The sequence below is a fragment of the Bradyrhizobium sp. MI1.7 genome, from assembly GCF_055811795.1.
This window is the reverse complement of sequence record NZ_JBVVPO010000011.1, coordinates 33,585-59,606: the sequence shown is the minus strand read 5'-3', so window position 1 is coordinate 59,606 and position 26,022 is coordinate 33,585. Positions and strand designations below refer to the sequence as shown.

At 64.2% G+C, this 26,022-nt stretch carries 28 protein-coding genes and 1 tRNA gene; 17 read left to right on the top strand and 12 right to left on the bottom strand.

Going from position 1 to position 26,022, the window contains the following annotated elements; translation table 11 throughout:
- The first annotated feature begins 33 nt into the window (after nucleotides 1-33).
- The 3 genes from AC0L3X_RS13330 to AC0L3X_RS13320 are packed head-to-tail and all read left to right on the top strand — an operon-like array spanning nucleotide 34 to nucleotide 1,320.
- Entirely contained in the window at nucleotides 34-348 is a 315-nt protein-coding gene (locus AC0L3X_RS13330) for an ArsR/SmtB family transcription factor (RefSeq protein ID WP_063687468.1), read from the top strand.
- The gene (locus AC0L3X_RS13325) at nucleotides 341-811 is read left to right on the top strand and encodes an SRPBCC family protein (protein WP_014492102.1); all 471 of its coding nucleotides are present in this window, start codon (nucleotides 341-343) and stop codon (nucleotides 809-811) included. The genes AC0L3X_RS13330 and AC0L3X_RS13325 overlap by 8 nt, the downstream gene beginning before the upstream one ends.
- Complete coding sequence (locus AC0L3X_RS13320; RefSeq protein ID WP_063985492.1) at nucleotides 808-1,320, top strand: SRPBCC family protein; 513 nt, start codon at nucleotides 808-810, stop codon at nucleotides 1,318-1,320. The genes AC0L3X_RS13325 and AC0L3X_RS13320 overlap by 4 nt, the downstream gene beginning before the upstream one ends.
- Nucleotides 1,321-1,338: 18 nt before the next feature.
- Here AC0L3X_RS13320 and AC0L3X_RS13315 read toward each other — a convergent pair whose 3' ends face one another.
- Nucleotides 1,339-1,518, bottom strand: a complete 180-nt coding sequence (locus AC0L3X_RS13315; RefSeq protein ID WP_063985493.1) for a hypothetical protein — start codon at nucleotides 1,516-1,518, stop codon at nucleotides 1,339-1,341.
- Nucleotides 1,519-1,912: 394 nt separating this feature from the next.
- Here AC0L3X_RS13315 and AC0L3X_RS13310 point away from each other — a divergent pair, with 394 nt between their 5' ends.
- Both AC0L3X_RS13310 and AC0L3X_RS13305 read left to right on the top strand, forming a co-directional pair.
- Entirely contained in the window at nucleotides 1,913-2,719 is an 807-nt protein-coding gene (locus AC0L3X_RS13310) for a transglutaminase-like domain-containing protein (protein ID WP_063985494.1), read from the top strand.
- Entirely contained in the window at nucleotides 2,719-2,904 is a 186-nt protein-coding gene (locus AC0L3X_RS13305) for a hypothetical protein (protein ID WP_063985495.1), read from the top strand. Before AC0L3X_RS13310 ends, AC0L3X_RS13305 begins: the two co-directional genes overlap by 1 nt.
- Before the next feature lie 28 nt (nucleotides 2,905-2,932).
- Here AC0L3X_RS13305 and AC0L3X_RS13300 read toward each other — a convergent pair whose 3' ends face one another.
- The gene (locus AC0L3X_RS13300) at nucleotides 2,933-3,706 is read right to left on the bottom strand and encodes a DUF2189 domain-containing protein (RefSeq protein WP_063985496.1); all 774 of its coding nucleotides are present in this window, start codon (nucleotides 3,704-3,706) and stop codon (nucleotides 2,933-2,935) included.
- Between the two features lie 299 nt (nucleotides 3,707-4,005).
- Between AC0L3X_RS13300 and AC0L3X_RS13295 the strand changes: the two genes are divergently transcribed.
- Nucleotides 4,006-6,237 (top strand): ATP-binding protein, encoded by a 2,232-nt coding sequence (locus AC0L3X_RS13295; RefSeq protein ID WP_063985497.1) that lies wholly within the window; start codon nucleotides 4,006-4,008, stop codon nucleotides 6,235-6,237.
- Between the two features lie 2 nt (nucleotides 6,238-6,239).
- Here AC0L3X_RS13295 and AC0L3X_RS13290 read toward each other — a convergent pair whose 3' ends face one another.
- The 7 genes from AC0L3X_RS13290 to AC0L3X_RS13260 all read right to left on the bottom strand — a co-directional run bounded on the left by AC0L3X_RS13290 (nucleotide 6,240) and on the right by AC0L3X_RS13260 (nucleotide 11,802).
- A complete protein-coding gene (locus AC0L3X_RS13290; protein ID WP_028159430.1) occupies nucleotides 6,240-6,683 on the bottom strand; it encodes a hypothetical protein in 444 nt (147 codons plus the stop codon).
- 2 nt (nucleotides 6,684-6,685) lie between these two features.
- The gene (locus tag AC0L3X_RS13285) at nucleotides 6,686-7,054 is read right to left on the bottom strand and encodes a YybH family protein (RefSeq protein WP_063985498.1); all 369 of its coding nucleotides are present in this window, start codon (nucleotides 7,052-7,054) and stop codon (nucleotides 6,686-6,688) included.
- 80 nt (nucleotides 7,055-7,134) lie between these two features.
- Entirely contained in the window at nucleotides 7,135-7,602 is a 468-nt protein-coding gene (locus tag AC0L3X_RS13280) for a MarR family winged helix-turn-helix transcriptional regulator (RefSeq protein WP_028159428.1), read from the bottom strand.
- A gap of 13 nt (nucleotides 7,603-7,615) precedes the next feature.
- Nucleotides 7,616-9,226 (bottom strand): acyl-CoA synthetase, encoded by a 1,611-nt coding sequence (locus tag AC0L3X_RS13275; protein ID WP_063985499.1) that lies wholly within the window; start codon nucleotides 9,224-9,226, stop codon nucleotides 7,616-7,618.
- 123 nt (nucleotides 9,227-9,349) lie between these two features.
- Complete coding sequence (locus tag AC0L3X_RS13270) at nucleotides 9,350-10,489, bottom strand: epoxide hydrolase family protein (RefSeq protein WP_063986690.1); 1,140 nt, start codon at nucleotides 10,487-10,489, stop codon at nucleotides 9,350-9,352.
- A gap of 95 nt (nucleotides 10,490-10,584) precedes the next feature.
- Nucleotides 10,585-11,040, bottom strand: a complete 456-nt coding sequence (locus tag AC0L3X_RS13265) for a GatB/YqeY domain-containing protein (RefSeq protein WP_028150679.1) — start codon at nucleotides 11,038-11,040, stop codon at nucleotides 10,585-10,587.
- Between the two features lie 33 nt (nucleotides 11,041-11,073).
- The gene (locus AC0L3X_RS13260; protein ID WP_473316445.1) at nucleotides 11,074-11,802 is read right to left on the bottom strand and encodes an alpha/beta fold hydrolase; all 729 of its coding nucleotides are present in this window, start codon (nucleotides 11,800-11,802) and stop codon (nucleotides 11,074-11,076) included.
- 146 nt (nucleotides 11,803-11,948) lie between these two features.
- Here AC0L3X_RS13260 and carA point away from each other — a divergent pair, with 146 nt between their 5' ends.
- The gene (carA, locus tag AC0L3X_RS13255; protein WP_063985501.1) at nucleotides 11,949-13,139 is read left to right on the top strand and encodes a glutamine-hydrolyzing carbamoyl-phosphate synthase small subunit; all 1,191 of its coding nucleotides are present in this window, start codon (nucleotides 11,949-11,951) and stop codon (nucleotides 13,137-13,139) included.
- A gap of 155 nt (nucleotides 13,140-13,294) precedes the next feature.
- Nucleotides 13,295-13,822, top strand: coding sequence for a cupin domain-containing protein (locus tag AC0L3X_RS13250; RefSeq protein WP_063985502.1), 528 nt, complete (start codon nucleotides 13,295-13,297; stop codon nucleotides 13,820-13,822).
- 123 nt (nucleotides 13,823-13,945) lie between these two features.
- On the opposite strand, the gene AC0L3X_RS13245 is transcribed toward AC0L3X_RS13250, so the two are convergent.
- Entirely contained in the window at nucleotides 13,946-14,470 is a 525-nt protein-coding gene (locus AC0L3X_RS13245) for a Dps family protein (RefSeq protein WP_063985503.1), read from the bottom strand.
- 115 nt (nucleotides 14,471-14,585) lie between these two features.
- On the opposite strand from AC0L3X_RS13245, the gene AC0L3X_RS13240 reads away from it, so the two are divergent.
- Nucleotides 14,586-15,287, top strand: a complete 702-nt coding sequence (locus AC0L3X_RS13240) for a class I SAM-dependent methyltransferase (protein ID WP_231143628.1) — start codon at nucleotides 14,586-14,588, stop codon at nucleotides 15,285-15,287.
- A 54-nt stretch (nucleotides 15,288-15,341) separates the two neighbouring features.
- Nucleotides 15,342-15,417, top strand: a tRNA-OTHER gene (locus AC0L3X_RS13235).
- 132 nt (nucleotides 15,418-15,549) lie between these two features.
- Here the strand turns inward: AC0L3X_RS13235 and AC0L3X_RS13230 are convergent.
- Complete coding sequence (locus AC0L3X_RS13230; protein WP_028150674.1) at nucleotides 15,550-15,921, bottom strand: ArsR/SmtB family transcription factor; 372 nt, start codon at nucleotides 15,919-15,921, stop codon at nucleotides 15,550-15,552.
- A 112-nt stretch (nucleotides 15,922-16,033) separates the two neighbouring features.
- On the opposite strand from AC0L3X_RS13230, the gene AC0L3X_RS13225 reads away from it, so the two are divergent.
- The 3 genes from AC0L3X_RS13225 (at nucleotide 16,034) to greA (ending at nucleotide 21,496) form a co-directional block, all read left to right on the top strand.
- Nucleotides 16,034-17,203, top strand: coding sequence for an MFS transporter (locus AC0L3X_RS13225; protein WP_063985504.1), 1,170 nt, complete (start codon nucleotides 16,034-16,036; stop codon nucleotides 17,201-17,203).
- Between the two features lie 144 nt (nucleotides 17,204-17,347).
- Nucleotides 17,348-20,812 (top strand): carbamoyl-phosphate synthase large subunit, encoded by a 3,465-nt coding sequence (gene carB / locus AC0L3X_RS13220; RefSeq protein ID WP_354132157.1) that lies wholly within the window; start codon nucleotides 17,348-17,350, stop codon nucleotides 20,810-20,812.
- 210 nt (nucleotides 20,813-21,022) lie between these two features.
- A complete protein-coding gene (greA, locus tag AC0L3X_RS13215) occupies nucleotides 21,023-21,496 on the top strand; it encodes a transcription elongation factor GreA (RefSeq protein ID WP_063985506.1) in 474 nt (157 codons plus the stop codon).
- Between the two features lie 119 nt (nucleotides 21,497-21,615).
- On the opposite strand, the gene AC0L3X_RS13210 is transcribed toward greA, so the two are convergent.
- Complete coding sequence (locus AC0L3X_RS13210) at nucleotides 21,616-22,095, bottom strand: Lrp/AsnC family transcriptional regulator (protein WP_028150670.1); 480 nt, start codon at nucleotides 22,093-22,095, stop codon at nucleotides 21,616-21,618.
- Nucleotides 22,096-22,360: 265 nt separating this feature from the next.
- Here AC0L3X_RS13210 and trxB point away from each other — a divergent pair, with 265 nt between their 5' ends.
- The 4 genes from trxB to AC0L3X_RS13190 all read left to right on the top strand — a co-directional run bounded on the left by trxB (nucleotide 22,361) and on the right by AC0L3X_RS13190 (nucleotide 25,913).
- Nucleotides 22,361-23,326 carry a thioredoxin-disulfide reductase gene (gene trxB / locus AC0L3X_RS13205; RefSeq protein ID WP_063985507.1) on the top strand — a complete coding sequence of 322 codons (966 nt, stop codon included), beginning with the start codon at nucleotides 22,361-22,363 and terminating at the stop codon, nucleotides 23,324-23,326.
- A 5-nt stretch (nucleotides 23,327-23,331) separates the two neighbouring features.
- Nucleotides 23,332-24,255 carry a LysR family transcriptional regulator gene (locus AC0L3X_RS13200; protein WP_027534296.1) on the top strand — a complete coding sequence of 308 codons (924 nt, stop codon included), beginning with the start codon at nucleotides 23,332-23,334 and terminating at the stop codon, nucleotides 24,253-24,255.
- 463 nt (nucleotides 24,256-24,718) lie between these two features.
- On the top strand, nucleotides 24,719-25,627 hold the full coding sequence (locus AC0L3X_RS13195) for a 4-hydroxy-tetrahydrodipicolinate synthase family protein (RefSeq protein WP_063985508.1): 909 nt from the start codon (nucleotides 24,719-24,721) through the stop codon (nucleotides 25,625-25,627).
- A gap of 115 nt (nucleotides 25,628-25,742) precedes the next feature.
- Complete coding sequence (locus AC0L3X_RS13190) at nucleotides 25,743-25,913, top strand: hypothetical protein (protein ID WP_161495798.1); 171 nt, start codon at nucleotides 25,743-25,745, stop codon at nucleotides 25,911-25,913.
- Nucleotides 25,914-26,022 lie beyond the last annotated feature (109 nt).

The following is a 26,022-nucleotide window of genomic DNA, read 5'->3' as shown; positions in this document are numbered from 1 at the left end:
CATGCAACCATTTGGTTGCCTATTATCGCCACCATGGATGAGGTCTTCAAAGCGCTCGCCGATGCGTCACGACGGTCGCTGCTGGACAGGCTTCACGCCAGGAACGGCCAGACGCTGAACGAACTCTGCGAAGGCCTCGCGATGACGCGCCAGGCCGTGACCAAGCACCTTGTCATTCTCGAAGAGGCCAATCTGGTCACGACCATCAGACATGGCCGCGAGAAGCTGCATTACCTCAATCCGGTGCCGATCCATCAGATCGGCGAACGCTGGATCAGGAAATTCGAGCGCGGCAAGCTCGCCGCGCTCGGCGAGTTGAAACGTCAGTTGGAGAAGCGCGATGAGTAAGCCCCAATTCGTCTATGTGAGCTATATCGAGACCACGCCGGAAAAGCTGTGGGAGGCGCTGACGTCGAGCGAATTCACCAGGCAATACTGGTTCGGCGCCGAGGTCAGGTCAGACTGGAAGGTCGGCTCCCCCTTCGCGCTCACGCTCGACGGCGAGGTCACCGATTCCGGCGAGATTCTGGAGGCCGATCCGCCGCGCCGCCTGTCCTACAGCTTCAAGCACCAGAAGTTCGAAGAGCTGCGCGGCGAGCCGATATCGCGCGTCGTCTTCACGATCGAACCGTTCGGCTCGCTCGTGCGTTTGACCGTGTTGCATGACGGCTTCGTCGAGGGCGGCAAATATCTCGGCGCCGTCTCCAACGGCTGGCCGGCGATCCTGTCCCAGCTCAAGAGCCTGCTCGAGACCGGCAAGCTGCTCGGCATTCCCCGCGCCGCGCTCAACAAGGGATTCGACGCAAAATGAACCTCGATCAGTTCAAACCACTGACGGTCTACACCATCTACATCGTCTCCACGCCGGAGAAGGTGTGGGAAGCGCTGACCTCGGCCGAGTTCAGCAGGAAGTACTTTTCCGGTTTTGCCGTGGAGATGGAACGGAGGCTCGGCGGGAGTTTCACCGTGCGCGCGCCTGACGGTTCGGAGCACATCTCGGGTGAAGTCTTCGAATACGATCCGCCGAACAAGCTGACGGTGACATGGAACGTCAACTGGCCCGACCTCGTCGCAAAGCTCGGCACCACGCTCGTCACCTACGAGATCGAGCAAGCCGGCGAGGCCGTCCGCCTCACCATGAGCGAACGCCACGACCGCGCGCTCAGCGAAGGCATCCTCTCCGGCGGCCGCACCGGCTGGCCCGCGATCCTGTCGGGACTGAAGAGTTTGCTGGAAACCGGCAAGGCGCCGCAGATCAAAATGACACCGCCAGCGCAGATGCTGGCGGCGTTGAAGGCGATGGGGATCAAGACGCCGTAGCGGCCGAAATCGGCGCTGTTATCGCTTCTTCTTCACCGGCGGTTGAATCTCGTCGATCTTGCGACGGCAATCCCCTTCCGAGTCGTGCGGGCCCGAGACGAAGGTCCCGCTGACCTTGATCGCGTACCAGCCTGACTCCACGCCGAGCCGGAGCGCTTCGTCTGTCTTGACGTGCCGTGGGGAGAGAGTTTGCATCATGTGCTTTCGGTTGGCGTTCGATCTCGTATCGAACCGCTGTGGAATTTTTCAGGCGTCCGCGGCACGCCTGCTGCGTCCGGCTCGCCCGCGGGAAGTGGCAATAAGCGCGACGATCGCCGTTACGACGTCGCGATGAGAAGGCTCCGCCGATGCGAAGAATGAGTCGCTTCAAGTCGCGCGCGAATCGTCGTGACGCAGCGTGTGCGCACAGACGACCGCTCTTTCCGACATTGGCGCACCGTGCGCGCAATCGCCGCAATTAGCTATCGTTTTCTCGCCCGCGCCGCGCTTTTGAAGCGCCAAATGCCGCTCTCGATCGAATAAGGCCGTGAATGCCTTGTGTTCGATCGCTTCGTAGCCATGTTGGGAGCTTGGCCAAGAGAAAGAAGTTTGCATGAAGCTCCGCGTCGGGTTCGAGATGCTGTACGAGTTCCCGCAGCCGACGCCTATGATCATGGTGTTGGGCACGCACTTCACGCGCGCCTCTGATATCGTCGTGCCCGACCTGCTGACCACCCGACCTTCGGTGGCGATCAGTCCCTATCGCGACCTCTTCGGCAATTGGTGCAGCCGCATCGTTGCGCCGGCCGGCGCCTTCCGTCTTGCCGGCGATGGCATCGTTCGCGACAGCGGCCTGCCCGACCCGGTGTTTCCGAACGCGTTTCAGCACGCCGTCGAAGCGCTGCCGGCCGACACGCTCGTCTATCTGCTCGGCAGTCGCTACTGCGAGACCGATCGCCTGTCGGATATCGCATGGAAGTTGTTCGAACAGACGCCGCCGGGCTGGGCGCGGGTCCAGGCCATCTGCGATTTTGTTCATCGCCACATCACGTTCGGCCATGAGCACGCGCGTGCGACCAAGACAGCCCGGGAAGCCTACGACGAAGGCAAGGGCGTGTGCCGTGACTATGCCCATCTCGCCATCGCGTTCTGCCGCAGCATGAACATTCCGGCGCGTTACTGCACCGGCTACCTCAGCGACATCGGCACCCCACAACCATGGCCTGCTGGAGATTTCGCCGCCTGGTTCGAGGCTTTCGTCGGTGGAAGCTGGCACATGTTCGATCCGCGCAACAATACGCCGCGGATCGGCCGCGTGCTGATTGCGCAGGGGCGCGATGCCGCAGACGTCCCGATCGTCCAGACCTTCGGTCCGAATACCCTGCTCAATTTCAAGGTATGGACCGACGAGGTTGCCTGATGACAGACAGCACCCCTGCGCTCACCGCCGATGAATTTGCGTCCTTGGCCATAGTCGGCAAGGGTCAAGGCGACATTCCGCAGGCGCACGGCGAACGTCTGGCCAATCTGGGTTATGCGATCAGGCGGCTCGGCGAACTCGAGCTGACTTCGTCAGGCGCTCGCCGCCTGGCAACGGGCGAATAGCTCGCTTCCGTTGCGTCCGGCTTCCCCTTTACGCCACCGGCACCACCAACCGCCGGTAAAGGTGCCATGTCGCATGTCCGAGCACGGGCAGCGTCACGACCAGTCCGAGAAAGTACGGCAGCGCCGAGACGATCAGCAGCATCACGATCACCGCGGCCCACGAGATCATCGGCAGCGGGCTAGTCACCACCGCGCGTACGCTCGTCACCATGGCGGTGACGAAATCGACCTCGCGGTCGAGCAGCAGCGGAAACGACACCACCGTCAGCGAGAACAAAATCAGCGACAGCGCGGCACCGACCGCATTGCCGATGACGAGGAACAGCAGGCCCTCATTCGTCGTCAGCACCACCGTCATGAATTCCTGCAAGCTCGAGAACGAGGCGTGCAGGCCGAGCAGCAGCGCGATGAGCAGCCGCACCTGGTACATCCAGATCACGAACACGAACAGCGTGACGAAGGCCATCCAGCCGATCTCGCTGCGCGCGCGTATCGCCGACCAGATCGCGCCGAAGGAGACCGGCTCGCCGCATTCGCGGCGACGGCTGACCTCGTAGAGGCCGATCGCGACGAACGGCCCGATCAGCGCGAAGCCGGCCGCAAGGGGATAGACGAGATAGACCATGCCGAAGGCGGTGAGGCAGAGCATGATGGCGATGCCGCCGCCTGCGTAGAGCGCGCCGAAGCAGAGCCCGTAGAGCGGCAGCGCCTGGAAATCGCGCAAACCCTCGACCAGCGCCTCGGCGATGTCGGTCGCCGCCACGGGACGCACCACCGGATCGACTTTGCCCGAGATCGACATGCGGCTCCCTCTCCTCATCACCGGCACGATCTCCGTCGCGCGCGATCCCGATATTAGCGCCCTCGCGACCGGCGCGCACGCGCGCGTTGATTGCGGGATGACGGTATCCCGGGAGGCCCGACACCAGCCCGACAGGGCCTCGCGGGCGAACTTTCCGGGGACTCATCCGTGATGTACGCGGCCGAAATCTTTCCCCGCGGGGCTTTTTCGGCGGATGCCTATGGACTGAGCGGAGGGTGGTGCCGCAGATTGCATCTTCGAACCAGCACGCGCGACGACCAAATTGGACCGCCCGACCGATGAGCTTGCGTACCCGGCTACTGATACTCGTCATTGCGGCCATGCTGGTGCCGGCCATCCTCGTCGGCTTACGTTTCGTGCAAAATCGCAGCAGCGAAATCAACGCAGCCCTGGCCAATCTGACCGCGACAGCCGACGACATTGCGAGCGACCTGGACGAGAAGATCCAGGGCACCGCCCAGCTTCACTATGGTCTCGCCCGTGCACGCGACCTCGACACGCGCGACAAGGCGGCGTGCTCGGCGTTCCTGTCGGAAGTGCGCGAGGAATACCCACAGTTCACCGGGATATTGACCATCGATCCCGACGGCAGCCTGTTCTGCGATTCGCTGCGGACCAACCGCACCCTCGACCTCCGGGATCGCGCCTATTTCAAGCAGGCCCTGGCGTCGCGCGGCATCGCGCTCGAGCCGGTATTCGGCCGGCTGACCGGACTATCGGTGCTCCAGATCGCCTATCCAGTGCGATCGGAGACGGGCGCCCTGAAGCTGATCCTGCTCGCCTCCTTCAACCTGCGCAAATTCGCGGAGTTTCACGACAAGCGGCTGCTCGGCCAGAAGGAGATCCTGCTCCTCGACAGCAAGGGAACGGTTCTGGTCGCCCCCTCCCGCGGAGGATGGACCGAGCCGGTCGGCACGTCGATCGCGGGATCCGATCTGCTCCGCTTCGCTGCAACGCCGGACCGGAAGGCGTATCAGGAGGTGACCGATCGCGACGGCCGGACGCAGGTCTGGGCTGTCGCCGCGCGCTCGCCTTCGACCCGCGATGCCGGCCTCTACATCATGGTCGGACGGTCCAAGGACGGACTGGTCGCCGCGGCGAATCGCCGGCTCTACGAGGATGTGGCGATACTCGCGGTGGCCTCGCTGCTGCTGCTGGCGGCCGTCTGGATCCTTGCCACCGTGAGCGTCGGGCGCCAGGTCGGACGTCTCGCCACCATGGCGAAGAAACTTGGGCTCGGAGATCTCAGCGCGCGAATTCCGCCTCCCCACCCGGGCGGCGAACTGGGCGGATTGATGACCCTGCTCAACGACACCGCCGAGTCGCTCGAACAGCAACGCGCCGCCATCGCCGACCTCAGCCACAAGCTCAGCCAATCCCAGAAGATGGAAGCCATGGGCCAGCTCACCGGCGGCGTGGCGCACGATTTCAACAACCTCTTGACCGTCATTCTCGGCAATTCGGAGCATCTTGCCGACAGACTGGCGGGCAACAAGGAATTGCACCGGATCGCCAACGACATCGCGACCGCCGCCGAGCGCGGCTCCGACCTGACGCGGAGCCTGCTCGCCTTCGCGCGCAAGCAGCCCCTGAGGCCGCGAGACATCGACATCGCCGTGAAGATTCACGAGATGGAGCAGCTGTTGCGCCGGCCCCTGGGCGAGTACATCGAATGCACCTTCGCGCTCGAATCGGATGTGTGGCTGACCAGCGTCGATCCCGGCGAGCTGACAACGGCGCTGCTCAATCTCGTGCTCAACGCGCGCGACGTCATGCCGCTCGGCGGCAAGCTGACGATCGAGGCGCGCAACACCTCGCTCGGTGAATCCGACCTTGACGTCAATGGCGAGCCGCGGCCGGGCGACTACGTCATGGTGGCCGTGACCGACACCGGCAGCGGCATGACCGCCGAGGTGGCGAGCCGGGCGTTCGAGCCGTTCTTCACCACCAAGGAGGTCGGCAAGGGCACCGGCCTCGGCCTGAGCATGGTCTACGGCTTTGTGCGGCAATCCGGCGGCGTTGTGCAGATGCAGTCCGAACCGGGACAAGGCAGCGTCGTCAGGCTGTTCTTTCCCCGCCTTGCGGCGCCACCAAACGAGCATCCGTCACCGGCGGAACGGATCGTCGCCCCCGACGGAAGCGAGACCATTCTTGTCGTCGAGGACGACGACATGGTTCGGGCCTATGTCGAGAGCGAGCTGAAGACCCTCGGCTATCGCGTCATCGCGGCGTCGAACGGTCCCGCGGCTCTCGAACTGTTGCGCCGCCCCGGCGACATCGACCTGCTGCTCACCGACGTCGTGATGCCGGGCGGCATGTTCGGACCAGAGCTTGCCAGGCAAGCGACCGGCTTGCGGCCCGGGCTCAAGGTGCTCTTCACCTCGGGCTACACCCAAAATCCCGTCAAGACGCCCGACGGGGTCGGCGACGCCCGCATCCTGACAAAACCGTTCCGGCGGAAGGATCTTGCCGCGATGCTGCGGTCCGCCCTGTCGGCGTCGCCGCGCTGAAATCAGGAAGAGAACGCCAGCCGGAGCGCTACGCCGAGATTGGCTACGAACAGAGCCGCGTCGATGACGAAGATCCTGAGCATCGGACCTTTCAGCACGGGCCAGTAGGCCACCCCGACGCGCCCTCCGCGCATCAGGACCGGAAGGTTATAGGCGAACTGGCTGAAGTGGCAGGCGGCAAAGAACAGGAACAGCGCGAGCTGCGCCTCGATCGGCTGGAAGAAGGCCGGACGAGCGGCCAGAAGATAGAACGACAAAAGCCCGATCGGCAGATTCATCCCGCCCAGGAACGCCACGCTGGCCGCCAGCGTCGGCGCGATCGGATTGCTGCGCTCTTCGCGCGGCAGGAGTATCTTCAGCGTGTTGCCCTGGGCGACGCTGAACTGGATGAACGCGCCGCCGAACCAGAGCGTGTTGAGGAGCAGGACGAAATCCGAAAGATGCATGATCATTTTCCGTAGAAGGCTTCGCTGCGCACCACACGGCCCGCATCGTCGAAATCCATGAACTCGCTGGCGCGCGTGTCGCCGAGCTGCCACCACACCGTCAGGCGCGCGATCGCCTCGTCCCAGCTCCAGCTCAGGATCTTCAGGTCGGCGCTTTCGATGTGGCCATAAGCCTCGCGCCAATAAGCGCGGATGTTCTCGGCGCCGCTGACGACCGGAGAACCGGTCAATGATAGTGCCAGAGGGCTGCGCATCTGCGCATCGTTGGCGAAATGCGCGACGACCGCGTCGATATCGACCCGGCGCCAGCTCGCGCACCATGCCGCGACAAAGCGCTCGGCGGCTGCGCGATCCATTTTCCATCCGCTCATGGCGGAGCCCTCCCCTGGCTCGTTGCCGGGAAAGTGGCAAAGCTCGCGCCTCATGTCAACTATATTGACTTGAGGAACCGTCAGTTGTTGTCGGCGATCGCCCCCATGACGGCCATCCATGCCGCCGCACCCGACGCCCCGGCGCGATCAAACGCTTCGCGCAGGACCTTGCGCTCGTGATCCGATGCCTTTTGCTCGATGCGTCGCCCGGCCTCCGTCAGGCGCAACAGCTTGGAGCGATGCTGCTCGGGTGCCCGCTTCGACGTCAGGAGCTTGCGCTCCAGCAGCAGGTTGAGCGGCCGGTTCAGGGCCTGCTTGGAGATGCCGAGGATCTCGATCAGCGAGCCGATCGCGATATCGGGACGGCGCGCCACCACGTAGAGGATGCGGTGGTGTGGACGCGACAGGCCCTGCTTCGCAAGATATTCGTCGGCCTCCAGCGTCATCCCGCGCCAGCCGTAATACATCAGCTCCAGCGCCGCATCGAGATCGTGCAGCTTCGGAAGTGAGGCGCGGTGAAGCCCCGCAGCTTGAGACGTCTTTGCCATTGTCTGAAAGAGCCTAACCCCGCGCCCGCAGCTCGCGCCGCAGCACCTTGCCCGTAGCCGTCATCGGCAGCGTCTCCGCGAACTCGACGAAGCGTGGATATTCGTGCGCGGCGAGTTGCACCTTCACGAACTCCTGGATCTCGCGCGCGAGCGTGTCGCTTGCCGCGAAGCCGGGACGCAGCACGATCCAGGCCTTGATCGATTCGGTGCGGATCGGATCGGGGATGCCGACCACCGCCGCCATCGCCACCGACGGATGCTTCATCAGCGTGTGCTCGATCTCGGACGGGCCGACGCGATAGCCGGCGGTGGTGATGACGTCGTCCTCGCGGCTGACATACCAGAAATAACCGTCCTCATCCCGGGTACCGAGATCGCCGGTCAGCAGGAATTCGCCGGCATATTTCTTCGCCGTCGCGTCTGGATTGCGCCAGTATTCGAGCATCGTGCACGGACATGGCTGGCGCACGCCGATGATGCCGCGCTGCCCCGTCGGCAGCTCCTCGCCCTTGTCGTTGACAATGCGGACGTCGAAGCCCGGCGTCGCCTTGCCCATCGACCCCGGGCGGATCGGAAACAGGTTGGAGTTGCTGCCGATCACGAGATTGCACTCGGTCTGTCCGAACACTTCATGCGCATCGATGCCGAACGTCTCGCGTACCCAGCCCAGCAGCTCGCCGCCGAGCGATTCACCGCCGGTGAAAATGCTGCGCAGCTTGACGCCCGGATGCTTCACGCCGGCCTGCCGCATCAGCTTCAGCGCGGTCGGCGGCAGGAAGACGTTGCGGACACCGAGGTCGGCCATCATCTGCATCGCCGCCTGCGGCTCGAACTTTCGCGCGCGGTGACCGACCAGGGGGATGCCGTGATACCAGAACGCGAACAGGCCGTTGACGAGGCCGCCGATCCACGCCCAGTCCGCCGGCGTCCACATCAGATCGCCGGGGCGCGGCAGGAAATTGTGGCACATCTCGACATTCGGCAAGTGGCCGAGCACGACGCGATGCGCATGCAGCGCGCCCTTCGGATTGCCTGTCGTGCCTGACGTGTAGATGATCAGGGCGGGATCATCGGCGGAGGTGTCGACGGTCGCAAAGTCCTCGGACGCGGTTTCGATCGCCGGCCAGAACGGTTTTGCGCCGGCGTGGACGGCGCCGCTCGTGATATAGATGTCCTGCAGATAGGGCAGCCGATCGCGGACCTTCGTGAGCTTCTCCCAGCCCGCCTCATCAGTGATGATGGCTCTTGCTTGCGAATTCGACAGGCGGAATTCCAGCGCGTCCTCGCCGAACAGCGCGAACAGCGGGATCGAGATCAGCCCGGAGCGGAACGCGGCCATATGCGCGATCGGCAGCTCCAGCGACTGCGACAGGAACACCGCGACGCGGTCGCCGCGCACGAGCCCATCGGCCTTCAGCACATTGGCGAAGCGGCGCGACATCTCCGCGACCTCGTCGAAGGAGGTACGCGTGGTTGCGCCGTTCTCGTCGACATAGACCAGCGCGAGGCGGCCCGTGCCGTCGGCATGGCGGTCGCAGCACGCCTCCGTCATGTTGAAGCGCGCCGGGACGTCCCAGCGGAAGTTACGATAGAGCTCGTCGTAGGTTGCGGCTTCGGTCAGCATGGTCGTTTCCCGGCAGCGTCGTCACGGCCGGGCTTGTCCCGGCCATCCACGTTCTTGTTGGACCTGAGTTTATGCGCGTGGGTGCCCGGGACAAGCCCGGGCATGACGATGCGGAGGCATCCCCTAACGGCGCACCGTCTGGAAGAATTTCCTGACGTCGCCAACATACAGCTCCGGCTGCTCGAATGCGGCGAAATGCCCGCCCTTCTCCATCTCGCTCCAGTGCGTGATGTTAGGAAAGTTCGGCTCCATCCAGCGCCTGACCGGCGTGATGATCTCCTTCGGGAATACGGCGACGCCGGTCGGCACGTTGACCCTGGGCGTGGTGCGGCGCTTGCCAAAACTCTCCCAATAGAGCCGTGCGGAGGAGGTCGCCGTCTCCGTTGCCCAATAGAGCATGACGTTGTCGAGCAGCTCGTCCTTGTCAAAAATATTTTCGGGATGGCCGTCGCAATCGGTCCAGGCCCAGAATTTTTCCAAAATCCAGGCCGCCTGCCCGCTCGGCGAATCCGTCAGGCCATAGCCGAGCGTCTGCGGCCGCGTCGATTGCTGCTTGGAATAGCCGGAATCGAGATCGACATAATGCTTCAGGCCGGCGAGCGCGCGCTTCTCTTCCGCCGTCGGCTCGCCCTCGACCTTCGGCGCCGCGTTGAAAGCGAGCGTGATGTGGATGCCGGCGCAGTGCTCGGCGTCCTGCGCGCCCAGCGATGTCGTCACTGCCGAGCCCCAGTCGCCGCCCTGCGCGCCGTAACGCGCGTAACCGAGCCGATCCATCAGCTTCGCCCAGGTCGCGGCGATGTGGTCGACGCCCCAGCCGGTGGTCCTTGGCTTGGCGGAGAAGCCAAAGCCCGGCAGCGACGGGCAGATCACGTGAAACGCATCCGCAGGATTACCGCCATGCGCGGCAGGATCGACCAGCGGCGCGATCACTTTCTGGAATTCGACGATCGACCCCGGCCAGCCGTGGGTGATGATCAGCGGCAGTGCGGACGGCTCCTTCGAGCGCGCATGCAGGAAGTGGATATCGAGCCCGTCGATCTCGGTGGTGAACTGGTCGAAGCGGTTGAGCTTTGCCTCGCGGGCGCGCCAGTCATAGCTGTTGGCCCAGTAGGCGCAGATCTCCTGGATCCATTTCAGCGGCGCGCCCTGGCTCCAGTCGTCGACCAGCTCCGCCTCCGGCCAGCGCGTGCGGGCGAGGCGCGATTTGAGGTCGGTGAGAATGTCGTCGCTGATGGCGATGCGAAACGGTTTGATGGCGCCGATCATCGGTTGCCCCCGATTTGCCTATCGGGAGAGAGTAGACCGAACTCACGCGGCATCAAAGGTGCACCTTCTCCCCTTGCGGGAGAGGGAAGAAGCTAGCCTGTCAGCGCCGCCTTCACCAGGCCGCTGGCCTTGCCGAAATCCATCTGACCGGCGTACTTCGCGCGCAACACCGCGATCACCTTGCCCATGTCCTTCATGCCGGCTGCGCCCGTCTCGGCGATCGCATCCGCGATCGCCTTCTTGACCTCGTCGTCCGACATCTGCTTCGGCAGATAGGCCGAGATCACCGCGATCTCCTCGCGCTCCTGGGCGGCGAGTTCGGCACGGCCGCCCTTGTCGTAGAGCTCGACCGACTCCTGGCGCTGCTTGATCATCTTCTGAAACACACCGAGCAGGTCGGCGTCCGACAGCGGCGGCTTGCCGTTGCCGCGCGCCTCGATGTCGGCGTTCTTGATGGTCGAGTTGACCATGCGCAGGGTGGACAGCTTGCGCTCGTCCTTGGCCTTCATGGCCTCCTTGACCGCGTTGTTGATGTCGTCGCGCAGCATGATCGTGATCCCTTCGAATATCCGACGCCTGATCTAGGCCGTTCGCGGCCCTGAGACAACCGGGGCGGCCAGCCATTCGACCAGCGCCCGCGTCGTCGCCCCGGGCTGCTCCGGCTGCGGCAGGTGCCCGCAACGCTCGAGGATCACCAGTCTCGCGCCCGCTATGCCCTCCGCCATCTCCTTGGAGAACGCGTTCGGAATCGTGTTGTCCTGATCGCCTGTCAGCACCAGCGTCGGGCATTTGATCGTCGCCAGCGTCGGCCGTGAATCCACCCGCGCAATGATCGCGGTCTGCTGCCGCAGATAGCCTTCGACCCCGACGTCCTCGCCCTGCTCATGCACGAGCTTTCGAATGCCGACATCGTCGCGGCGCGAGGGATGCACCAGCTCCGGAAACATCTCCTCGCGCGCCGCGCTCAGCTCGCCGCGCCTGGCCCGTTCCATCAGGCCGCGGCGGCGCGCGGTCGCTTCCGGTGTATCGGGCCGGGCCTGGGTGTTGATCAGCGCGAGCTTCAAAACCCGCTCGGGCGCCTGGCGCATGATCTCGAGCGCGATATGGCCGCCCATGGAGTGGCCGGCGAGCGCAAAGCGCGGCGGGGCCTCGCTCAGCACGCGCCGGGCGATCGCCGCTATGCTGTCGTCGCGGATATGGTTGGCAATCATCACCGGGCCGAACCGCCAGAGCGCGGGGACCACCGGGGCGTAGATCCGGGCCGAAGAGGCCAACCCCGGAACCAGCAGAAGCGGGGTGGTCTGGTCCATTATTGCCTCGCAAGCCCGGGAAATTGGCGGAAATTATTCTGCCAAGCTTAAGTGCCTGAGGAGACCTGTCAAATATGCAAAAACGCATGTGAATCGGCGCTCGTCCGCTTTGACGGCGGCGCCGGCCCGGACTATGAACCGGGCTCATGACACAACATGACAACGATACCGCCTGGCCGGACCATAAACCGACCGCGCTCCTCGTGCTCGCCGATGGCACGGTGCTCGAAGGCTTCGGTCTCGGCGCCGAAGGCCATGCCGTCGGTGAAGTCTGCTTCAACACCGCGATGACCGGCTATGAGGAGATCCTCACCGATCCCTCCTATGCCGGCCAGCTCATCACCTTCACCTTCCCGCATATCGGCAATGTCGGTACCAACGAGGAAGACATCGAGACGGTGAACATGGCCGCGACGCCCGGCGCGCGCGGCGTGATCCTGCGCACCGCGATCACCGATCCCTCGAACTACCGCGCCACCAAGCATCTCGACGCCTGGCTCAAGGCCCGCGGCATCATCGGCCTGTCCGGCATCGACACCCGCGCATTGACCGCGCTGATCCGCAGCAAGGGCATGCCCAACGCCGTGATCGCGCATGCCAGGAACGGCGAGTTCGACCTGCATGGCATGAAGGAAGAAGCGCGCGAATGGCCGGGCCTCGAGGGCATGGACCTCGTGCCGATGGTCACCTCGGGCCAGCGCTTCACCTGGGACGAGACGCCCTGGCTGTGGGACAAGGGTTTTGGCCGCCAGGACAAGCCGGAGTTCAACGTCGTCGCCATCGACTACGGCATCAAGCGCAACATCCTGCGCCTGCTCGCCGGCGTCGGCTGCAAGGTGACGGTGGTGCCGGCGACGACCTCATCGGAAGACATTCTGGCGATGAAGCCGGACGGCGTGTTCCTGTCCAACGGCCCCGGCGATCCGGCCGCGACGGGCAAATACGCGGTGCCGGTGATCCGGGACGTGATCAAGTCGGGCACGCCGACCTTCGGCATCTGCCTCGGCCACCAGATGCTCGGCCTCGCCGTCGGCGCCAAGACCAAGAAGATGCATCAGGGCCATCACGGCGCCAATCATCCCGTGAAGGACGAGACCACCGGCAAGGTCGAGATCACCTCGATGAACCACGGTTTTGCGGTGGACGAGGCGACGCTGCCGAAGGGCGCGACGCAGACCCACATCTCGCTGTTCGACGGCTCCAATTGCGGCATCCAGCTCGACGGCAAGCCGGTGTTCTCGGTGCAGTACCACCCCGAGGCCTCTCCAGGCCCGCGCGACTCGCACTATCTGTTCCAGCGCTTCGCGGATCTGATGCGGCAGAAGAAGAGCGCGTAACGCCGGCTCTCCTGCAATTGCCTTGACGACATCGAGCCCGGGCCTTGACCCGGGCTCTTGTCATTCCGGGCTCGACGCTGCGGTTCGCCCGGACGCAAGGAACGTCGTCTCACGCCCCTCGTTGATTCCTGCTACGCTCACGCAGGAGCCCTGCCATGTCCGTTGTCCGCGACAATGCCGAGCCACGCGCCATCGTGTTCGAAGATGACGGGCTCGTGCCGAACAACATCCTTCCCTTCCTGGTCTATCGGGGTGCGGTGAAGCTCGATTCCAGGCGTCCCGAGGCGACCATCGAAAACCTGTTCGAAGCGAATAGCTGGGGCGGCACGTGGCGCAACGGTGTCTACGACTATCTGCACTATCACGCGACGGTGCATGAGGTGCTCGGCGTCGCGCGCGGAAGTGCCCGCGTCCGCTTCGGCGGCGATCATGGCCAGGAGCTGGAGATCAAGGCAGGCGACGTCGCGATCCTGCCTGCCGGCACGGGGCATCAGTGCATCAGGGCGAGCGACGATTTCTGCATCATCGGCGCCTATCCGCCGGGATCGAAGATGGTGGTGACGCGGGCAACTCCGGAGAACCACGCCAGGGCACTGAAGACGATTCCCGAGGTCGCGCTGCCGCCGGCCGATCCGGTGACGGGCAAGAACGGGGCGTTGATGAGGCTGTGGAGCCGGCCATAAGCGCGACGCCGTAGGGGGGGCAAAGCGGAGCGTGCCCACCAATCAGTTCAAGCCGCAAGGATAGATGGTGGGCACGGCGCGCAAGAAGCGCGCCTTTGCCCACCCTACGCAGTCGCGTACCCCCTACGCCTCGTTGCCACCCTCCTGGCGGGTGGCCTCGAACAGGAACCACGTCCGGCGCTCGGTCTCGTCGATGAAGTTTTCGAGGATGCTGGCGCTGGCGACATCGCCGGCGTCGTCGCAGACCTCGTGTGCCTTGCGCATCGCGCTCGCGACGTGCTTGTTGTCCTGCATCAGCTCGCGCAGCATCTCGCGTGGCGGGACGTAGTCCTCGTTGTTGTCCTTGATGGTCTGGAGTTTGGCGACCTGGCCGATCGACTTCAGCGTGGTGCCGCCGATCTTGCGGACGCGTTCGGCGAGCTGGTCGGTGGTGGCGAAGATCTGGTCGGACTGCTCGTCGAGCAGCAGATGATAGTCGCGGAAATGCCGGCCGCTGATGTGCCAGTGGAAATTCTTGGTCTTCAGATAGAGCGCGAACGCATCAGCCAAAAGCACGTTGAGCGCCTCAGAGACCTTCTTGACCCCATCGGGCGACAGATCGGTGGGGGTATCGAGATCGGGCGAGACCTTGGTGGGGGCTTTGCTCACGGGAAACCTTCCTGTTAGGACGCGGACATTGACGGCGCGCCGTCGCACCCCTAACGCAAGGCGGGCAGCGCCGGTTCCTTGACAGGAACCGTTTGGCCGGGACCTACGAAATACCATGGACGATTGGATCGATTATTACGACTCCACGCATACGATCTATGTCAGCAAGCTGCATCGCGACTTGCACTTCCAGATCATCGCGCGGGACATCATCGGCTACATCTCATCGCCCGAGGCGACCGTGCTCGACTATGCCTGCGGCGAGGCGCTGTCGGCGAGCCAGGTGGCCGCGGCCTGCGGCAAGCTGATTCTCGCCGAGCCCGCCCCCGGCGTGCGTGGCCGGCTGATCGCGCGATTTGCCCCGAACACCAGGATCCGCGTCCGCTCCCTCGACGACGTCCGCAAAATGCAGGACCAGTCGATCGACCTCGCGGTGATGAACTCGGTCGCGCAATACATGACGCCGGACGAGCTCGATGCCGCGCTTGTGAACATCCGGCGATTGCTGACCCCATCCGGCAAGCTCGTGCTCGGAGATATCTTGCAGCCCAATGTCGGCATGTTCAGGGATGTGATGGCGCTGCTCAGCTTCGGCCTGCGTCACGGCTTCCTGAAGGACGCGCTGATCGGGCTGATCAGCACCGCGCTGTCAGATTACCGTCATCTGCGCACGCGCATCGGGCTCCAGCGCTATAGCGAGGACGAGATCGTCGCCAAGCTGACCGCGGCCGGCTTCGCTGTCCAGCGCGCCCACACCAATATCGGCCATAATCGCTGGCGCATGACCTTCATCGCGCGGCCGCCTCTGGTCCGTTAAGCATAATGACTGCCCGAGGTGGCTTGTCACACGCCGATAGGTAAAGATCGTCGCGGCCCGGTGGCGGAAGCGTCTACGCGAGGGCGGTGCAACGCTCTTCATCCTGGTTCAAATCCAGGCCGGGTCTCCAGCCTTCGCTGGCTCCGCCAGCTTCGGCTAGGCAAGCCGTATCGTGCGAAGGCTGCCTCGGCGAAGCCCGAAGGGCGAAGACGGGCACGCTTCGACGGACCGCCCAAAGCGAATTCTCGAAAACTCGCAAACTTCAATCCACTTCAACCGTTTCGCACTCCGACAGCAGCTGTAGCCGGTCGGCATCCTTGGCTGCGGAGCTGAGGACAGCATCGAGCAGCCCCGGAAAGCGTGCGTCCAGATCCTCGCGGCGGAGCCGCATGAAGCGGTTGGTGCCCGCCACGCGCGTCAGCATCAGGCCGCATTCGCGCAGCTTGGCGAAATGGTAGGCGAGGTTGGATTTGCCGGAAAGGCCGCTGAAGTCGCCACAGCAGAGTTCGCTGCTGACACGTTCCTGCTGGGCGAGCTGATAGACGATGGCCAACCGGATCGGATCGCTCAGGCAATCCAGAACCATCGGCAGCTCGATCTGCTCGCGGGTGGGATGAAGGGGCGTGCGGCTCATGGTCTGGAATCATAGCAAACTGACCGTGATGTTCAATAGTTCTTGAACCAATTGACTTCTTAGCCTTTGCATTCAATAGTTCAATAAACGTTTAACATAGGGATATCGTCCAATGAGCGTGTTCTGGCTGGCTCTCGCGGCCTTCGCGATTGGTACGGAAGGCTTTGTCATTGCAGGGCTTTTGCCATCGATCGCCAGCGATCTTTCGATTTCCGTCCCGGCCGCCGGCCAATTGGTCACCGCCTACGCCCTCACCTATGCGGTGGGTTCGCCGATCCTGGCGGTGACGCTGAACAATATCGACCGCCGCACCGTGCTGGCCCTGGCGCTATCGACCTTCATTGCCGGAAATCTCGTCGCGATGGTGGCTTCCAGCTACGCCCTGCTGCTGGCCTCCCGCATGCTGATGGCGCTGGGCTCCGGACTGTGCATGCCGACGGCGCTCGCCGTATCGGTGGCGGTCGCCGCGCCCGAACGGCGCGGCCGCGCGGTGGCGCTGGTCACCTCGGGCCTCACGATTGCAACCGTGATCGGCGTCCCGCTCGGCAATCTCGTCGGCAGCCTGCTCGGATGGCGCGCGACCTTTGCCATGGTGGCCCTGATCGGCGCGGTTGCGCTTGCCGGCCTGCTGCTTGGCCTGCCCCGCGGCCTGCCGCGCAACACCGCCTCGCTCAGCGAACGGCTGGCAGTGGCGCGTCACAGCAATGTCGTGATCGCGCTGCTGATCACCATCTTATGGGCGCTCGGCGGCTTCACCGTGTTCACCTATTTCGCGGTCCCGCTGCGCGGCCTCGGCTTCGACGCCGCGCAGATCAGCCTCGCGCTGCTGGTGTTCGGCGGCGCCGCCGCCATCGGGAACATGCTGGGCGGTGTCCTGGCCGACCGGCTCGGGACTCTCGCCACCGCAGGCCTCGGGCTCGCCGGCATGGCGAGCGCCCTGATCCTGCATTCGCTGGTCCTGAAGTTGATGCCTGGACAGGCGCATTATGCGGTGCTGGGCGCGATCTTCCTCTGGGGCATCTCGGGCTGGGCGTTCTATCCGGCCCAGGTCGCTAGCATCATCCGGATCGAGCCGCAGGCCTCGATGATCGCACTCTCGCTCAACGCCTCCGCCATGTATCTCGGCTTTGCCATCGGCGGGGCCCTGGGTGGCGCGGTGCTGGCCACCCTTTCGCCTACTGATCTTGGCTGGATCGGCGGATCGAGCGTTGCGGCCTCGCTGCTGGTGCATCTCGCCCGTGGCTGGCAGGCACGGCCAAAACCCGTCAAAATTGCCGGTTGATGGGCGTTTTTCGGGGTTTCGCCGCCCCGAAAACTGGTCTAAGACCCACCCGCGCGCGAGGGGAGACCCCGCGCTCTCGGCTCAAGGGGACGCGCGGCAAGCGCGCCCTTTTTTTGTGCCCAAAATCCACTTCGGCGAGAGTTGATGCCCAAACGTACAGACATCACCACCATCCTGATCATCGGCGCTGGTCCCATCGTGATCGGCCAGGCCTGCGAGTTCGACTATTCGGGCACGCAAGCGGTGAAGACGCTGAAGGAACAGGGCTATCGCATCGTCCTCGTCAATTCCAATCCGGCCACCATCATGACCGATCCGGAATTGGCCGATGCGACCTATATCGAGCCGATCACGCCCGAGATCGTCGCAAAAATCATCGAGAAGGAACGTCACGTCATTCCCGGCGGCTTCGCGCTGCTGCCGACCATGGGCGGACAGACCGCGCTGAACTGCGCGCTGTCGCTGCGCCGGCAGGGCACGCTGGAAAAGTTCGATGTCGAGATGATCGGCGCGACCGCGGATGCGATCGACAAGGCGGAAGACCGTCAGCTGTTCCGCGAGGCCATGACCAAGATTGGACTTGAGACGCCAAAGTCGCGGCTCGCCAACGCGTCCGAGTTGAAGAAGTCCTTCCGCGACAAGCACCGGGCCGAACGCGAGAAGCTGTCGGGTGCCGCCCTCGAGGAACACGAACGGCAATGGGTGCTCGGCGAAAGCGACCGCCGCAAGCGCTACCAGGAATATGCGCTCGGCCAGGCGCTGATGGCGCTGTCCGAGATCGGCCTGCCCGCGATCATCCGTCCCTCCTTCACGATGGGCGGCACCGGCGGCGGCATCGCCTACAACAAGGAAGAATTCCTCGACATCATCGAGCGCGGCCTCGATGCGTCTCCGACCAACGAAGTGCTGATCGAAGAATCCGTGCTCGGCTGGAAAGAGTACGAGATGGAGGTCGTGCGCGACAAGAAAGACAATTGCATCATCGTCTGCTCGATCGAGAACCTCGATCCGATGGGTGTGCACACGGGCGACTCCATCACGGTCGCGCCGGCGCTGACGCTGACCGACAAGGAATACCAGATCATGCGCGACGCCTCGCTGGCGGTGCTGCGCGAGATCGGCGTCGAGACCGGCGGCTCCAACGTGCAGTTCGGCGTCAATCCCGAAGACGGCCGCATGGTCGTGATCGAGATGAATCCGCGCGTGTCGCGGTCGTCCGCACTGGCCTCCAAGGCCACCGGCTTCCCGATCGCCAAGGTCGCCGCCAAGCTCGCGGTCGGCTACACGCTGGACGAGATCGCCAACGACATCACCGGCGGCGCGACGCCGGCCTCGTTCGAGCCGACCATCGACTACGTCGTCACCAAGATTCCGCGCTTCGCCTTCGAGAAATTCCCGGGCGCGTCGACCACGCTGACCACGTCGATGAAGTCGGTCGGCGAAGTGATGGCGATCGGCCGTACCTTCCAGGAGAGCCTGCAGAAGGCGCTGCGCGGACTCGAGACCGGCCTGACCGGGCTCGACGAGATCGAGATCGAGGGGCTAGGCCAGCACGACGACAAGAACGCGATCCGCGCCGCGCTCGGCACGCCGACGCCGAACCGGCTGCTCCAGGTCGCCCAGGCCATGCGGCTCGGCTGGTCGAACGAGGACATCTTCAACTCCTGCAAGATCGATCCGTGGTTCCTCAGCGAGATGCGCGGCATCGTCGACATGGAGGAGAAGGTCCGGAAGAACGGCCTGCCGGGCAACGCCTTCGGCATGCGCACGCTCAAAGCCATGGGCTTCTCCGATGCGCGGCTCGCCGTGCTGGTGGCGTCGACGGAGGCCGAGGTGACAGCGAAGCGCCACGCGCTCGACGTCCGCCCGGTGTACAAGCGCATCGACACTTGCGCGGCCGAGTTCGCCTCGCCCACCGCCTACATGTATTCGACCTATGAGGCGCTGTTTGCGGGCGCGCCTGCGGACGAGAGCTCGCCGTCGGACAAGAAGAAGGTCATCATCCTCGGCGGCGGGCCCAATCGTATCGGCCAGGGCATCGAGTTCGACTATTGCTGCTGTCACGCCTGCTTCGCACTGCATGACGCCGGCTACGAATCCATCATGGTCAACTGCAACCCCGAGACGGTGTCGACCGACTACGACACCGCCGACCGGCTCTATTTCGAGCCGCTCACCGCCGAGGACGTGCTGGAGATCATCGCGAAGGAGCGCACCAACGGCACGCTGCACGGCGTGATCGTGCAGTTCGGCGGCCAGACCCCGCTGAAGCTGGCGCGCGCGCTGGAAGCCGCCGAAGTGCCGATCCTCGGCACCTCGCCCGACGCCATCGACCTTGCCGAAGACCGCGACCGCTTCAAGCGCGTGCTCGACAAGCTCCGGCTGAAGCAGCCGAAGAACGGCATCGCCTATTCGGTCGAGCAGGCGCGCCTGGTCGCAACCGATCTCGGCCTGCCGCTGGTGGTGCGCCCGTCCTACGTACTCGGCGGCCGCGCGATGCAGATCATCCGCGAGGAGAACCAGCTCAGCGACTATTTGCTCGGCACACTGCCAGAGCTGGTGCCGGCCGACGTCAAGGCGCGCTACCCGAACGACAAGACCGGGCAGATCAACACCGTGCTCGGCAAGAACCCGCTGCTGTTCGACCGCTATCTGTCCGATGCAACGGAGATCGACGTCGACTGCCTCTGCGACGGCAAGGACACTTTCATCGTCGGCATCATGGAGCACATCGAGGAAGCCGGCATCCATTCCGGTGACAGCGCCTGCTCGCTGCCGCCGCACTCGCTCGACGCCAGGATGATCGAGGAGCTGGAGCGGCAGACGCGTGAGCTGGCGCTCGGCCTCGACGTCGTCGGCCTGATGAATGTGCAGTACGCGATCAAGGACGGCGAGATCTACGTGCTCGAAGTCAATCCGCGCGCCTCGCGCACGGTGCCCTTCGTCGCCAAGGTGGTCGGCACGCCGGTCGCCAAGATCGCAGCGCGCATCATGGCCGGCGAGAAGCTCGCCGACTTCAAGCTGAAGAAGGCGGACTTCAAGCATGTCGGTGTGAAGGAATCGGTGTTTCCGTTCGCCCGCTTCCCCGGCGTCGACACGGTGCTCGGCCCCGAGATGCGCTCGACCGGCGAGGTGATGGGCATCGACAGCTCCTTCGCGATAGCCTTTGCCAAGAGTCAGCTCGGCGGCGGCACGCGGGTGCCGCGCAAGGGCACGGTGTTCGTCTCGGTTCGCGAGAGCGACAAGACGCGCATCGCCGAGGCCGTTCGCGAATTGCATTCGCTCGGCTTCAAGGTGCTGGCGACATCGGGCACGGCGCGCTTCCTGACCGATCAGGGCATCCCGACCGAGAGGGTCAACAAGGTGCTTGAGGGACGGCCGCACATCGTCGATGCCATCACCAATGGCGACGTCCAGCTCGTCCTCAACACTACCGAGGGCCCGCAGGCGCTCGCCGACAGCCGCTCGCTGCGGCGCGCGGCCCTCTTGCATAAAGTGCCGTATTACACCACTCTTTCCGGGGCCGTGGCGGCCGCGCAGGGCATCCGCGCCTATCTGGGCGGGGACCTTGAGGTTCGTACCCTGCAGAGCTACTTTTCGGAAACCTGATCGCTAGCAACGGCGACGCTTCCGCTAAGTGACTGGCAATGAAGCCACAATGGCCGGAGGAACTGTCCGGCCGTTGTGGTTGTTCTGTTCCGGCGCCAGACCCACATAACCGTTCCGGTGGCCGTATACTCAGCCCCGGAAGTACTGACGAATCAAGGTTGCCGCGCCCTGTGTCTTGCCGGGGCGCGCGGCCGAAGGACGAGAGAAGAGATGGAAAAGGTTCCGATGACAGCGGGCGGCTTTGCCGCGCTCGGAGAAGAATTGAAGAGGCGCCAGTCCGAGGACCGTCCGCGCATCATCGAGCATATTGCGGAAGCGCGCTCGCACGGCGACCTGTCGGAGAACGCGGAATATCATGCCGCGAAGGAAGAGCAGTCCCACAATGAGGGCCGCATCGCCGAGCTCGAGGACAAGCTCGCGCGCGCCGACATCATCGATATTTCCAAGCTGTCCGGCGACACCATCAAGTTCGGCGCCACTGTGACGCTGGTCGACGAGGACACCGAGAAGAAGACGGTGTGGCAGATCGTCGGCGAGGTCGAGGCCGACGCCAAGAAGGGCCGCATCTCCATCACCTCGCCGCTCGCGCGCGCGCTGATCGGCAAGAAGAAGGGTTCAACCGTCGAGGTCAACGCCCCCGGCGGCGCCAAGGCGTATGAGATCACCAAGGTAGAGTGGCGGTAAGGATTTGCCGCTAAGCGTGATGATGTTTTGAAAAGGCCGCGCCCTGCGCGGCCTTTTTGTTTCGGGGTATTGCGAGGGCCGTGTGCCTCTCCCCGCAAGAACCGGGAGAGGGAGAAGGCTTACCTTCTCCCCTTCACATCAAGCGGCACGGCCGCCTCGTATTTCGAATTATGCAGCACCAGCGACGTGCGCACGTTACGCACATGGGGTGCGGCGGTGAGGTGCGTCACGAAATCCTGGAAGGTGGCCATGTCCGGCGCGACGCATTTCAGGATGAAATCGACCTCGCCCGACAGCATCCAGCATTCCCGCACCAGGGGCTCGGCACGGACGAACTCCTCGAAGGCGCGCAAATCCGCCTCGGCCTGGCTGGACAGGTGCACGGCGGCGAACACAGTGACGTCGAAGCCGAGCTTGCGGGCGTCGAGCAGGCCGCGATAGCCGTGGATATAGCCCTCCTCCTCCAGCGCGCGGACGCGGCGGAGGCAGGGTGGCGGCGAGATGCCGACGCGCTTGGCCAGCTCGACATTCGTGATTCGACCGTCGGCCTGGACCTCGGTGAGAATTTTCAGGTCGATCTCGTCTAGGTTCCGCGACACGTGATTGGAACTCCTGGCCTTTGCGGCTGTATTGGTGGATTTGACGCAATCCTCATAGCCAGTCCGCAGCAATTGCGCAATTTTATTGCGCGTGCAGCGCAATCGACTTTTGTTCCCTGTTGGAAAAATCCGCCGACAGGGAATGCAATTCTTGCATAGCTCACCAGAAGGCTTAGATTAGCTCTGATATTTCAGCGCTTCCGCGACGCCTCCCGGCACGTTCCGCACCCGCGCTGCAGATCCCCCGTGAAAGGCGTCCGTCAAAATGTCTGCCACTGTTCATGCAAAGGTCGTCATTATTGGCTCCGGCCCCGCCGGCTACACGGCGGCGATCTACGCCGCGCGCGCAATGCTTGAGCCGATCCTGATCCAGGGGATCCAGGCGGGCGGCCAGCTCACCATCACCACCGACGTCGAGAACTATCCGGGCTTCGCCGACGTGATCCAGGGCCCCTGGCTGATGGAGCAGATGGAGAAGCAGGCGGTCCATGTCGGCACCAAGATCGTCTCCGACCTGGTCACCAAGCTGGAGACTATGCAGCGGCCGTTCCGCCTCACCTGCGACAGCGGCGACGTCTATCTCGCCGACAGCGTCATCCTTGCCACCGGCGCGCAAGCGCGCTGGCTCGGGCTCCCGTCGGAAACGAAATTCCAGGGCGGCGGCGTGTCGGCCTGCGCCACCTGCGACGGCTTCTTCTACCGCAACAAGGAAGTCGTGGTGGTCGGCGGCGGCAATACCGCGGTCGAGGAAGCCCTGTACCTCACCAACCATGCCTCGCAGGTCACCATCGTGCATCGTCGCGATCACTTCCGCGCCGAACGCATCCTGCAGGAGCGTCTGTTCAAGCACCCGAAGATCAAGGTGGTCTGGGACTCGGCTGTCGACGAGATCTGCGGCACCGAGAACCCGAACAAGGTCACCCATGTCCGCCTCAAGAACGTCAAGACCGGCGCGCTCACGAACGTGAAGACCGACGGTGTCTTCATCGCCATTGGACACGCGCCGGCGACCGAGCTCGTGAAGGACCAGGTCAAGCTGAAACGGTCGGGCTATGTCGAGGTTGCCCCGAACTCGACCGCCACCTCGGTGCCCGGCCTGTTCGCCGCCGGCGACGTCGCCGATGAGACCTATCGCCAAGCCGTGACGGCTGCCGGCCTCGGCTGCATGGCAGCTCTCGAAGCCGAACGTTTCCTGGCCCTGCGCGCCAGCGAGCGCGCTGCAGCGGAATAAAGATCATGCCTCGAACACGCGACGGATTTACGGATATGGATTGGGACAAGCTGAAGGTGTTTCACGCGGCGGCGGAAGCGGGCAGCTTCACGCATGCGGGCGAGCAGCTCGGCCTGTCGCAATCGGCGGTCTCACGCCAGGTCTCGGCACTGGAGCAGGAGCTCTCGGTCTCGCTGTTCCACCGCCACGCCCGCGGCCTGATCCTCACCGAGCAGGGCGACCTGCTCTTCCGCACCGCGCATGACGTGTTCATGCAGCTGCAGGCGGCGCGCGCCAAGCTGACCGACAGCCGCGAGCGGCCGAGCGGCGACCTCAAGATCACCACCACGCCCGGCGTCGGCATCAACTGGCTGATCCCGCGGCTTGGCGAATTCACTGCGCTCTATCCGGAGATCCGGATCTCGCTGATCGTCACCGACGAGGAGCTCGACCTGTCGATGCGCGAAGCGGACGTCGCGATCCGCACCCGCAAGCCGACGCAGCCGGATCTCATCCAGCGCAAGCTGTTCGCGATGGGCTTCCACGCCTATTGCTCGCCGGATTACATCAAGCGCTTCGGCACGCCGCGCACGCTCGAGGAGCTCGACTCCCACCGCATCATCACGCTCTCCGACGGCAACTTCGCGCCGCATCTTCAGAACCGCAACTGGCTGGTCGAAGCCGGCCGCAACGGCTCTGGTCCGCGCGAGGCCTATTTCAGAGTGAACAACATCCTCGGCCTCGTCCGCGCCTGTCAGCAAGGCCTCGGCATCGCGGCGCTGCCGGATTATCTGATCGAGGAACAGAGCCGCCTGGTGCAGCTGTTCGGAGAATCGGATTCGATCCAGCTCGACACTTATTTCGTCTATCCCGAGGAGTTGAAGACGGTCGCGCGCGTGCAGGTGTTCCGCGACTTCGTGGTGAGCAAGGCGCAGCGCTGGCCTTCCTGATTTCCGCATGTCTGACATGCGACCTGAACGGTTGCTGCATGGCGCTCGTCGAGCCCATAATGTTTCCACGCTGAGCCTTCGCGTTGCGCATTTGTCCCCCTCCTCCAGTGGCGCGGGAGTTCAGTAATCCCTCTTGGAAGGTGATTGTGTCGGCCTCACGTGGCCAATACCTTAAGCCGGGCTCGCTTGAGCCCGGCTTTTTTTCTGTCCCATTCTGGTTTCACGTTCCGCGTGTATTGACAGTTCCACGTACACCCCGCATCATTTGCGAATGATCACGAAGTCGTGCGCAATCTCGTTCAAGGCAGTCGCCTCGAAAAAAGGCCCCCATCCGGGGACCTCGGATTTTTGCGCGCGCTAACACAGCTTCGTCATCGCTAGCAAATCCCGAAACCCCGCCGCCTGGACGGGGTTTTTTCATGTGCCCTCCGTCTCAGGTTTTTTCCCGAGAAGGAGATGGAACATGACCGGTCTACAAGATCATTTGCACGGACTCTGGCTGCCGCTGGTGACGCCGTTTCGCGACGGCGCTATCGACGAGAGGTCGTTGCGGCGGCTGACGCGACATTACAGCGGACAGGCCGTCGACGGCTTCATCCTGGGGGCGACCTCCGGCGAGGGCATGACGCTGCGCGAGGTCGAGCTCGAGCGTCTCGTCGCCATCGTGCGCGACGAGATGGCGACGGAGCGCCGCAGCATTCCGATCTGCCTCGGACTGTCGGGCGCGGACACTTCGCGGCTGAAGGAACGCCTCGACGAGACCGCGGACTGGCCGATCGACGGTTATCTGATCGCGAGCCCCTATTATGTGCGGCCGTCGCAGCGCGGGCTCCTGGCTCATTTCGAAGCCCTTGCCGATCACGCGGCGTGGCCGATCGCGCTCTACAACATCCCCTATCGCACCTCGGTGAACATCACCAACCAGACGCTGCTGCGGCTTGCCGAACATCGGAACATCGTCGGGCTGAAGGATTGCGGCGCGAACCGCGATCAATCCATCGCGCTCCTGCGCGACAGGCCGAAGGGCTTTCGCGTGCTCACCGGCGAGGATGCGAACTACCTTGAGGCGCTCACCGACGGCGCCGACGGAGGCATCGTGCTATCCGCCCATGTCGAGACCGCGACGTTTGCGGCCGTGTATGCCGAGGTGAAGCGAGGCAACCACGACGCGGCGCAGGCGCGCTGGCACGAGGTCGCCGAGCTGACGCGCCTGTTGTTCACCGAGCCGAGCCCGGCGCCGGCGAAGTACTGGCTGTGGCGGTGCGGCCTGATCGACAGCCCCGAAGTGCGCCTGCCAATGGTGGAAGTGAGCAGCGAGCTCGCAGCCCAGATCGACCGCGAGATCGAGCGACGGATGAAAGTCGCCGCGTAGCGCCTCCGCTTCCTCTCTTCACACGCACGCCGCCACCCCCTTCTCCCCGTGCGGGAGAGGGAAGGCAGCGTCGTGTCCGCTCGACACCATCTCAATCCGGAAAAGAGATCGACCTATGGACATTCGTCAATGGCGCGATGCGCTGAAGGCGGCATGGGAACGCGTTTCATATGCGAGCGAGTTATCCGACTGGCTGCGGCGCGATATCGGATTGACCGCGGATGAGGTGAAATCGCGCGCGGACTACATCGACGAGATCAGAAGGAAATACAGCGAGTGGGTTTAGCGGCGGCGCGAGTCCTTCACCCTCCCCTGGAGGGGGAGGGTCGGTCGCGCGCCGCGCCCGCGGGGGGGGGGGGTGTGTGCCCACGGGGCCGGTTGGGTGGGGGGGGCCC

Coding starts and splice junctions, on each gene's coding strand:
- AC0L3X_RS13330 (WP_063687468.1), top strand. CDS start 34: ATGGATGAGGTCTTCAAAGCGCTCGCCGATGCGTCACGACGGTCGCTG.
- AC0L3X_RS13325 (WP_014492102.1), top strand. CDS start 341: ATGAGTAAGCCCCAATTCGTCTATGTGAGCTATATCGAGACCACGCCG.
- AC0L3X_RS13320 (WP_063985492.1), top strand. CDS start 808: ATGAACCTCGATCAGTTCAAACCACTGACGGTCTACACCATCTACATC.
- AC0L3X_RS13315 (WP_063985493.1), bottom strand. CDS start 1,518: ATGATGCAAACTCTCTCCCCACGGCACGTCAAGACAGACGAAGCGCTC.
- AC0L3X_RS13310 (WP_063985494.1), top strand. CDS start 1,913: ATGAAGCTCCGCGTCGGGTTCGAGATGCTGTACGAGTTCCCGCAGCCG.
- AC0L3X_RS13305 (WP_063985495.1), top strand. CDS start 2,719: ATGACAGACAGCACCCCTGCGCTCACCGCCGATGAATTTGCGTCCTTG.
- AC0L3X_RS13300 (WP_063985496.1), bottom strand. CDS start 3,706: ATGTCGATCTCGGGCAAAGTCGATCCGGTGGTGCGTCCCGTGGCGGCG.
- AC0L3X_RS13295 (WP_063985497.1), top strand. CDS start 4,006: ATGAGCTTGCGTACCCGGCTACTGATACTCGTCATTGCGGCCATGCTG.
- AC0L3X_RS13290 (WP_028159430.1), bottom strand. CDS start 6,683: ATGCATCTTTCGGATTTCGTCCTGCTCCTCAACACGCTCTGGTTCGGC.
- AC0L3X_RS13285 (WP_063985498.1), bottom strand. CDS start 7,054: ATGAGCGGATGGAAAATGGATCGCGCAGCCGCCGAGCGCTTTGTCGCG.
- AC0L3X_RS13280 (WP_028159428.1), bottom strand. CDS start 7,602: ATGGCAAAGACGTCTCAAGCTGCGGGGCTTCACCGCGCCTCACTTCCG.
- AC0L3X_RS13275 (WP_063985499.1), bottom strand. CDS start 9,226: ATGCTGACCGAAGCCGCAACCTACGACGAGCTCTATCGTAACTTCCGC.
- AC0L3X_RS13265 (WP_028150679.1), bottom strand. CDS start 11,040: ATGCTGCGCGACGACATCAACAACGCGGTCAAGGAGGCCATGAAGGCC.
- AC0L3X_RS13260 (WP_473316445.1), bottom strand. CDS start 11,802: ATGGACCAGACCACCCCGCTTCTGCTGGTTCCGGGGTTGGCCTCTTCG.
- carA (WP_063985501.1), top strand. CDS start 11,949: ATGACACAACATGACAACGATACCGCCTGGCCGGACCATAAACCGACC.
- AC0L3X_RS13250 (WP_063985502.1), top strand. CDS start 13,295: ATGTCCGTTGTCCGCGACAATGCCGAGCCACGCGCCATCGTGTTCGAA.
- AC0L3X_RS13240 (WP_231143628.1), top strand. CDS start 14,586: ATGGACGATTGGATCGATTATTACGACTCCACGCATACGATCTATGTC.
- AC0L3X_RS13230 (WP_028150674.1), bottom strand. CDS start 15,921: ATGAGCCGCACGCCCCTTCATCCCACCCGCGAGCAGATCGAGCTGCCG.
- AC0L3X_RS13225 (WP_063985504.1), top strand. CDS start 16,034: ATGAGCGTGTTCTGGCTGGCTCTCGCGGCCTTCGCGATTGGTACGGAA.
- carB (WP_354132157.1), top strand. CDS start 17,348: ATGCCCAAACGTACAGACATCACCACCATCCTGATCATCGGCGCTGGT.
- greA (WP_063985506.1), top strand. CDS start 21,023: ATGGAAAAGGTTCCGATGACAGCGGGCGGCTTTGCCGCGCTCGGAGAA.
- trxB (WP_063985507.1), top strand. CDS start 22,361: ATGTCTGCCACTGTTCATGCAAAGGTCGTCATTATTGGCTCCGGCCCC.
- AC0L3X_RS13200 (WP_027534296.1), top strand. CDS start 23,332: ATGCCTCGAACACGCGACGGATTTACGGATATGGATTGGGACAAGCTG.
- AC0L3X_RS13195 (WP_063985508.1), top strand. CDS start 24,719: ATGACCGGTCTACAAGATCATTTGCACGGACTCTGGCTGCCGCTGGTG.
- AC0L3X_RS13190 (WP_161495798.1), top strand. CDS start 25,743: ATGGACATTCGTCAATGGCGCGATGCGCTGAAGGCGGCATGGGAACGC.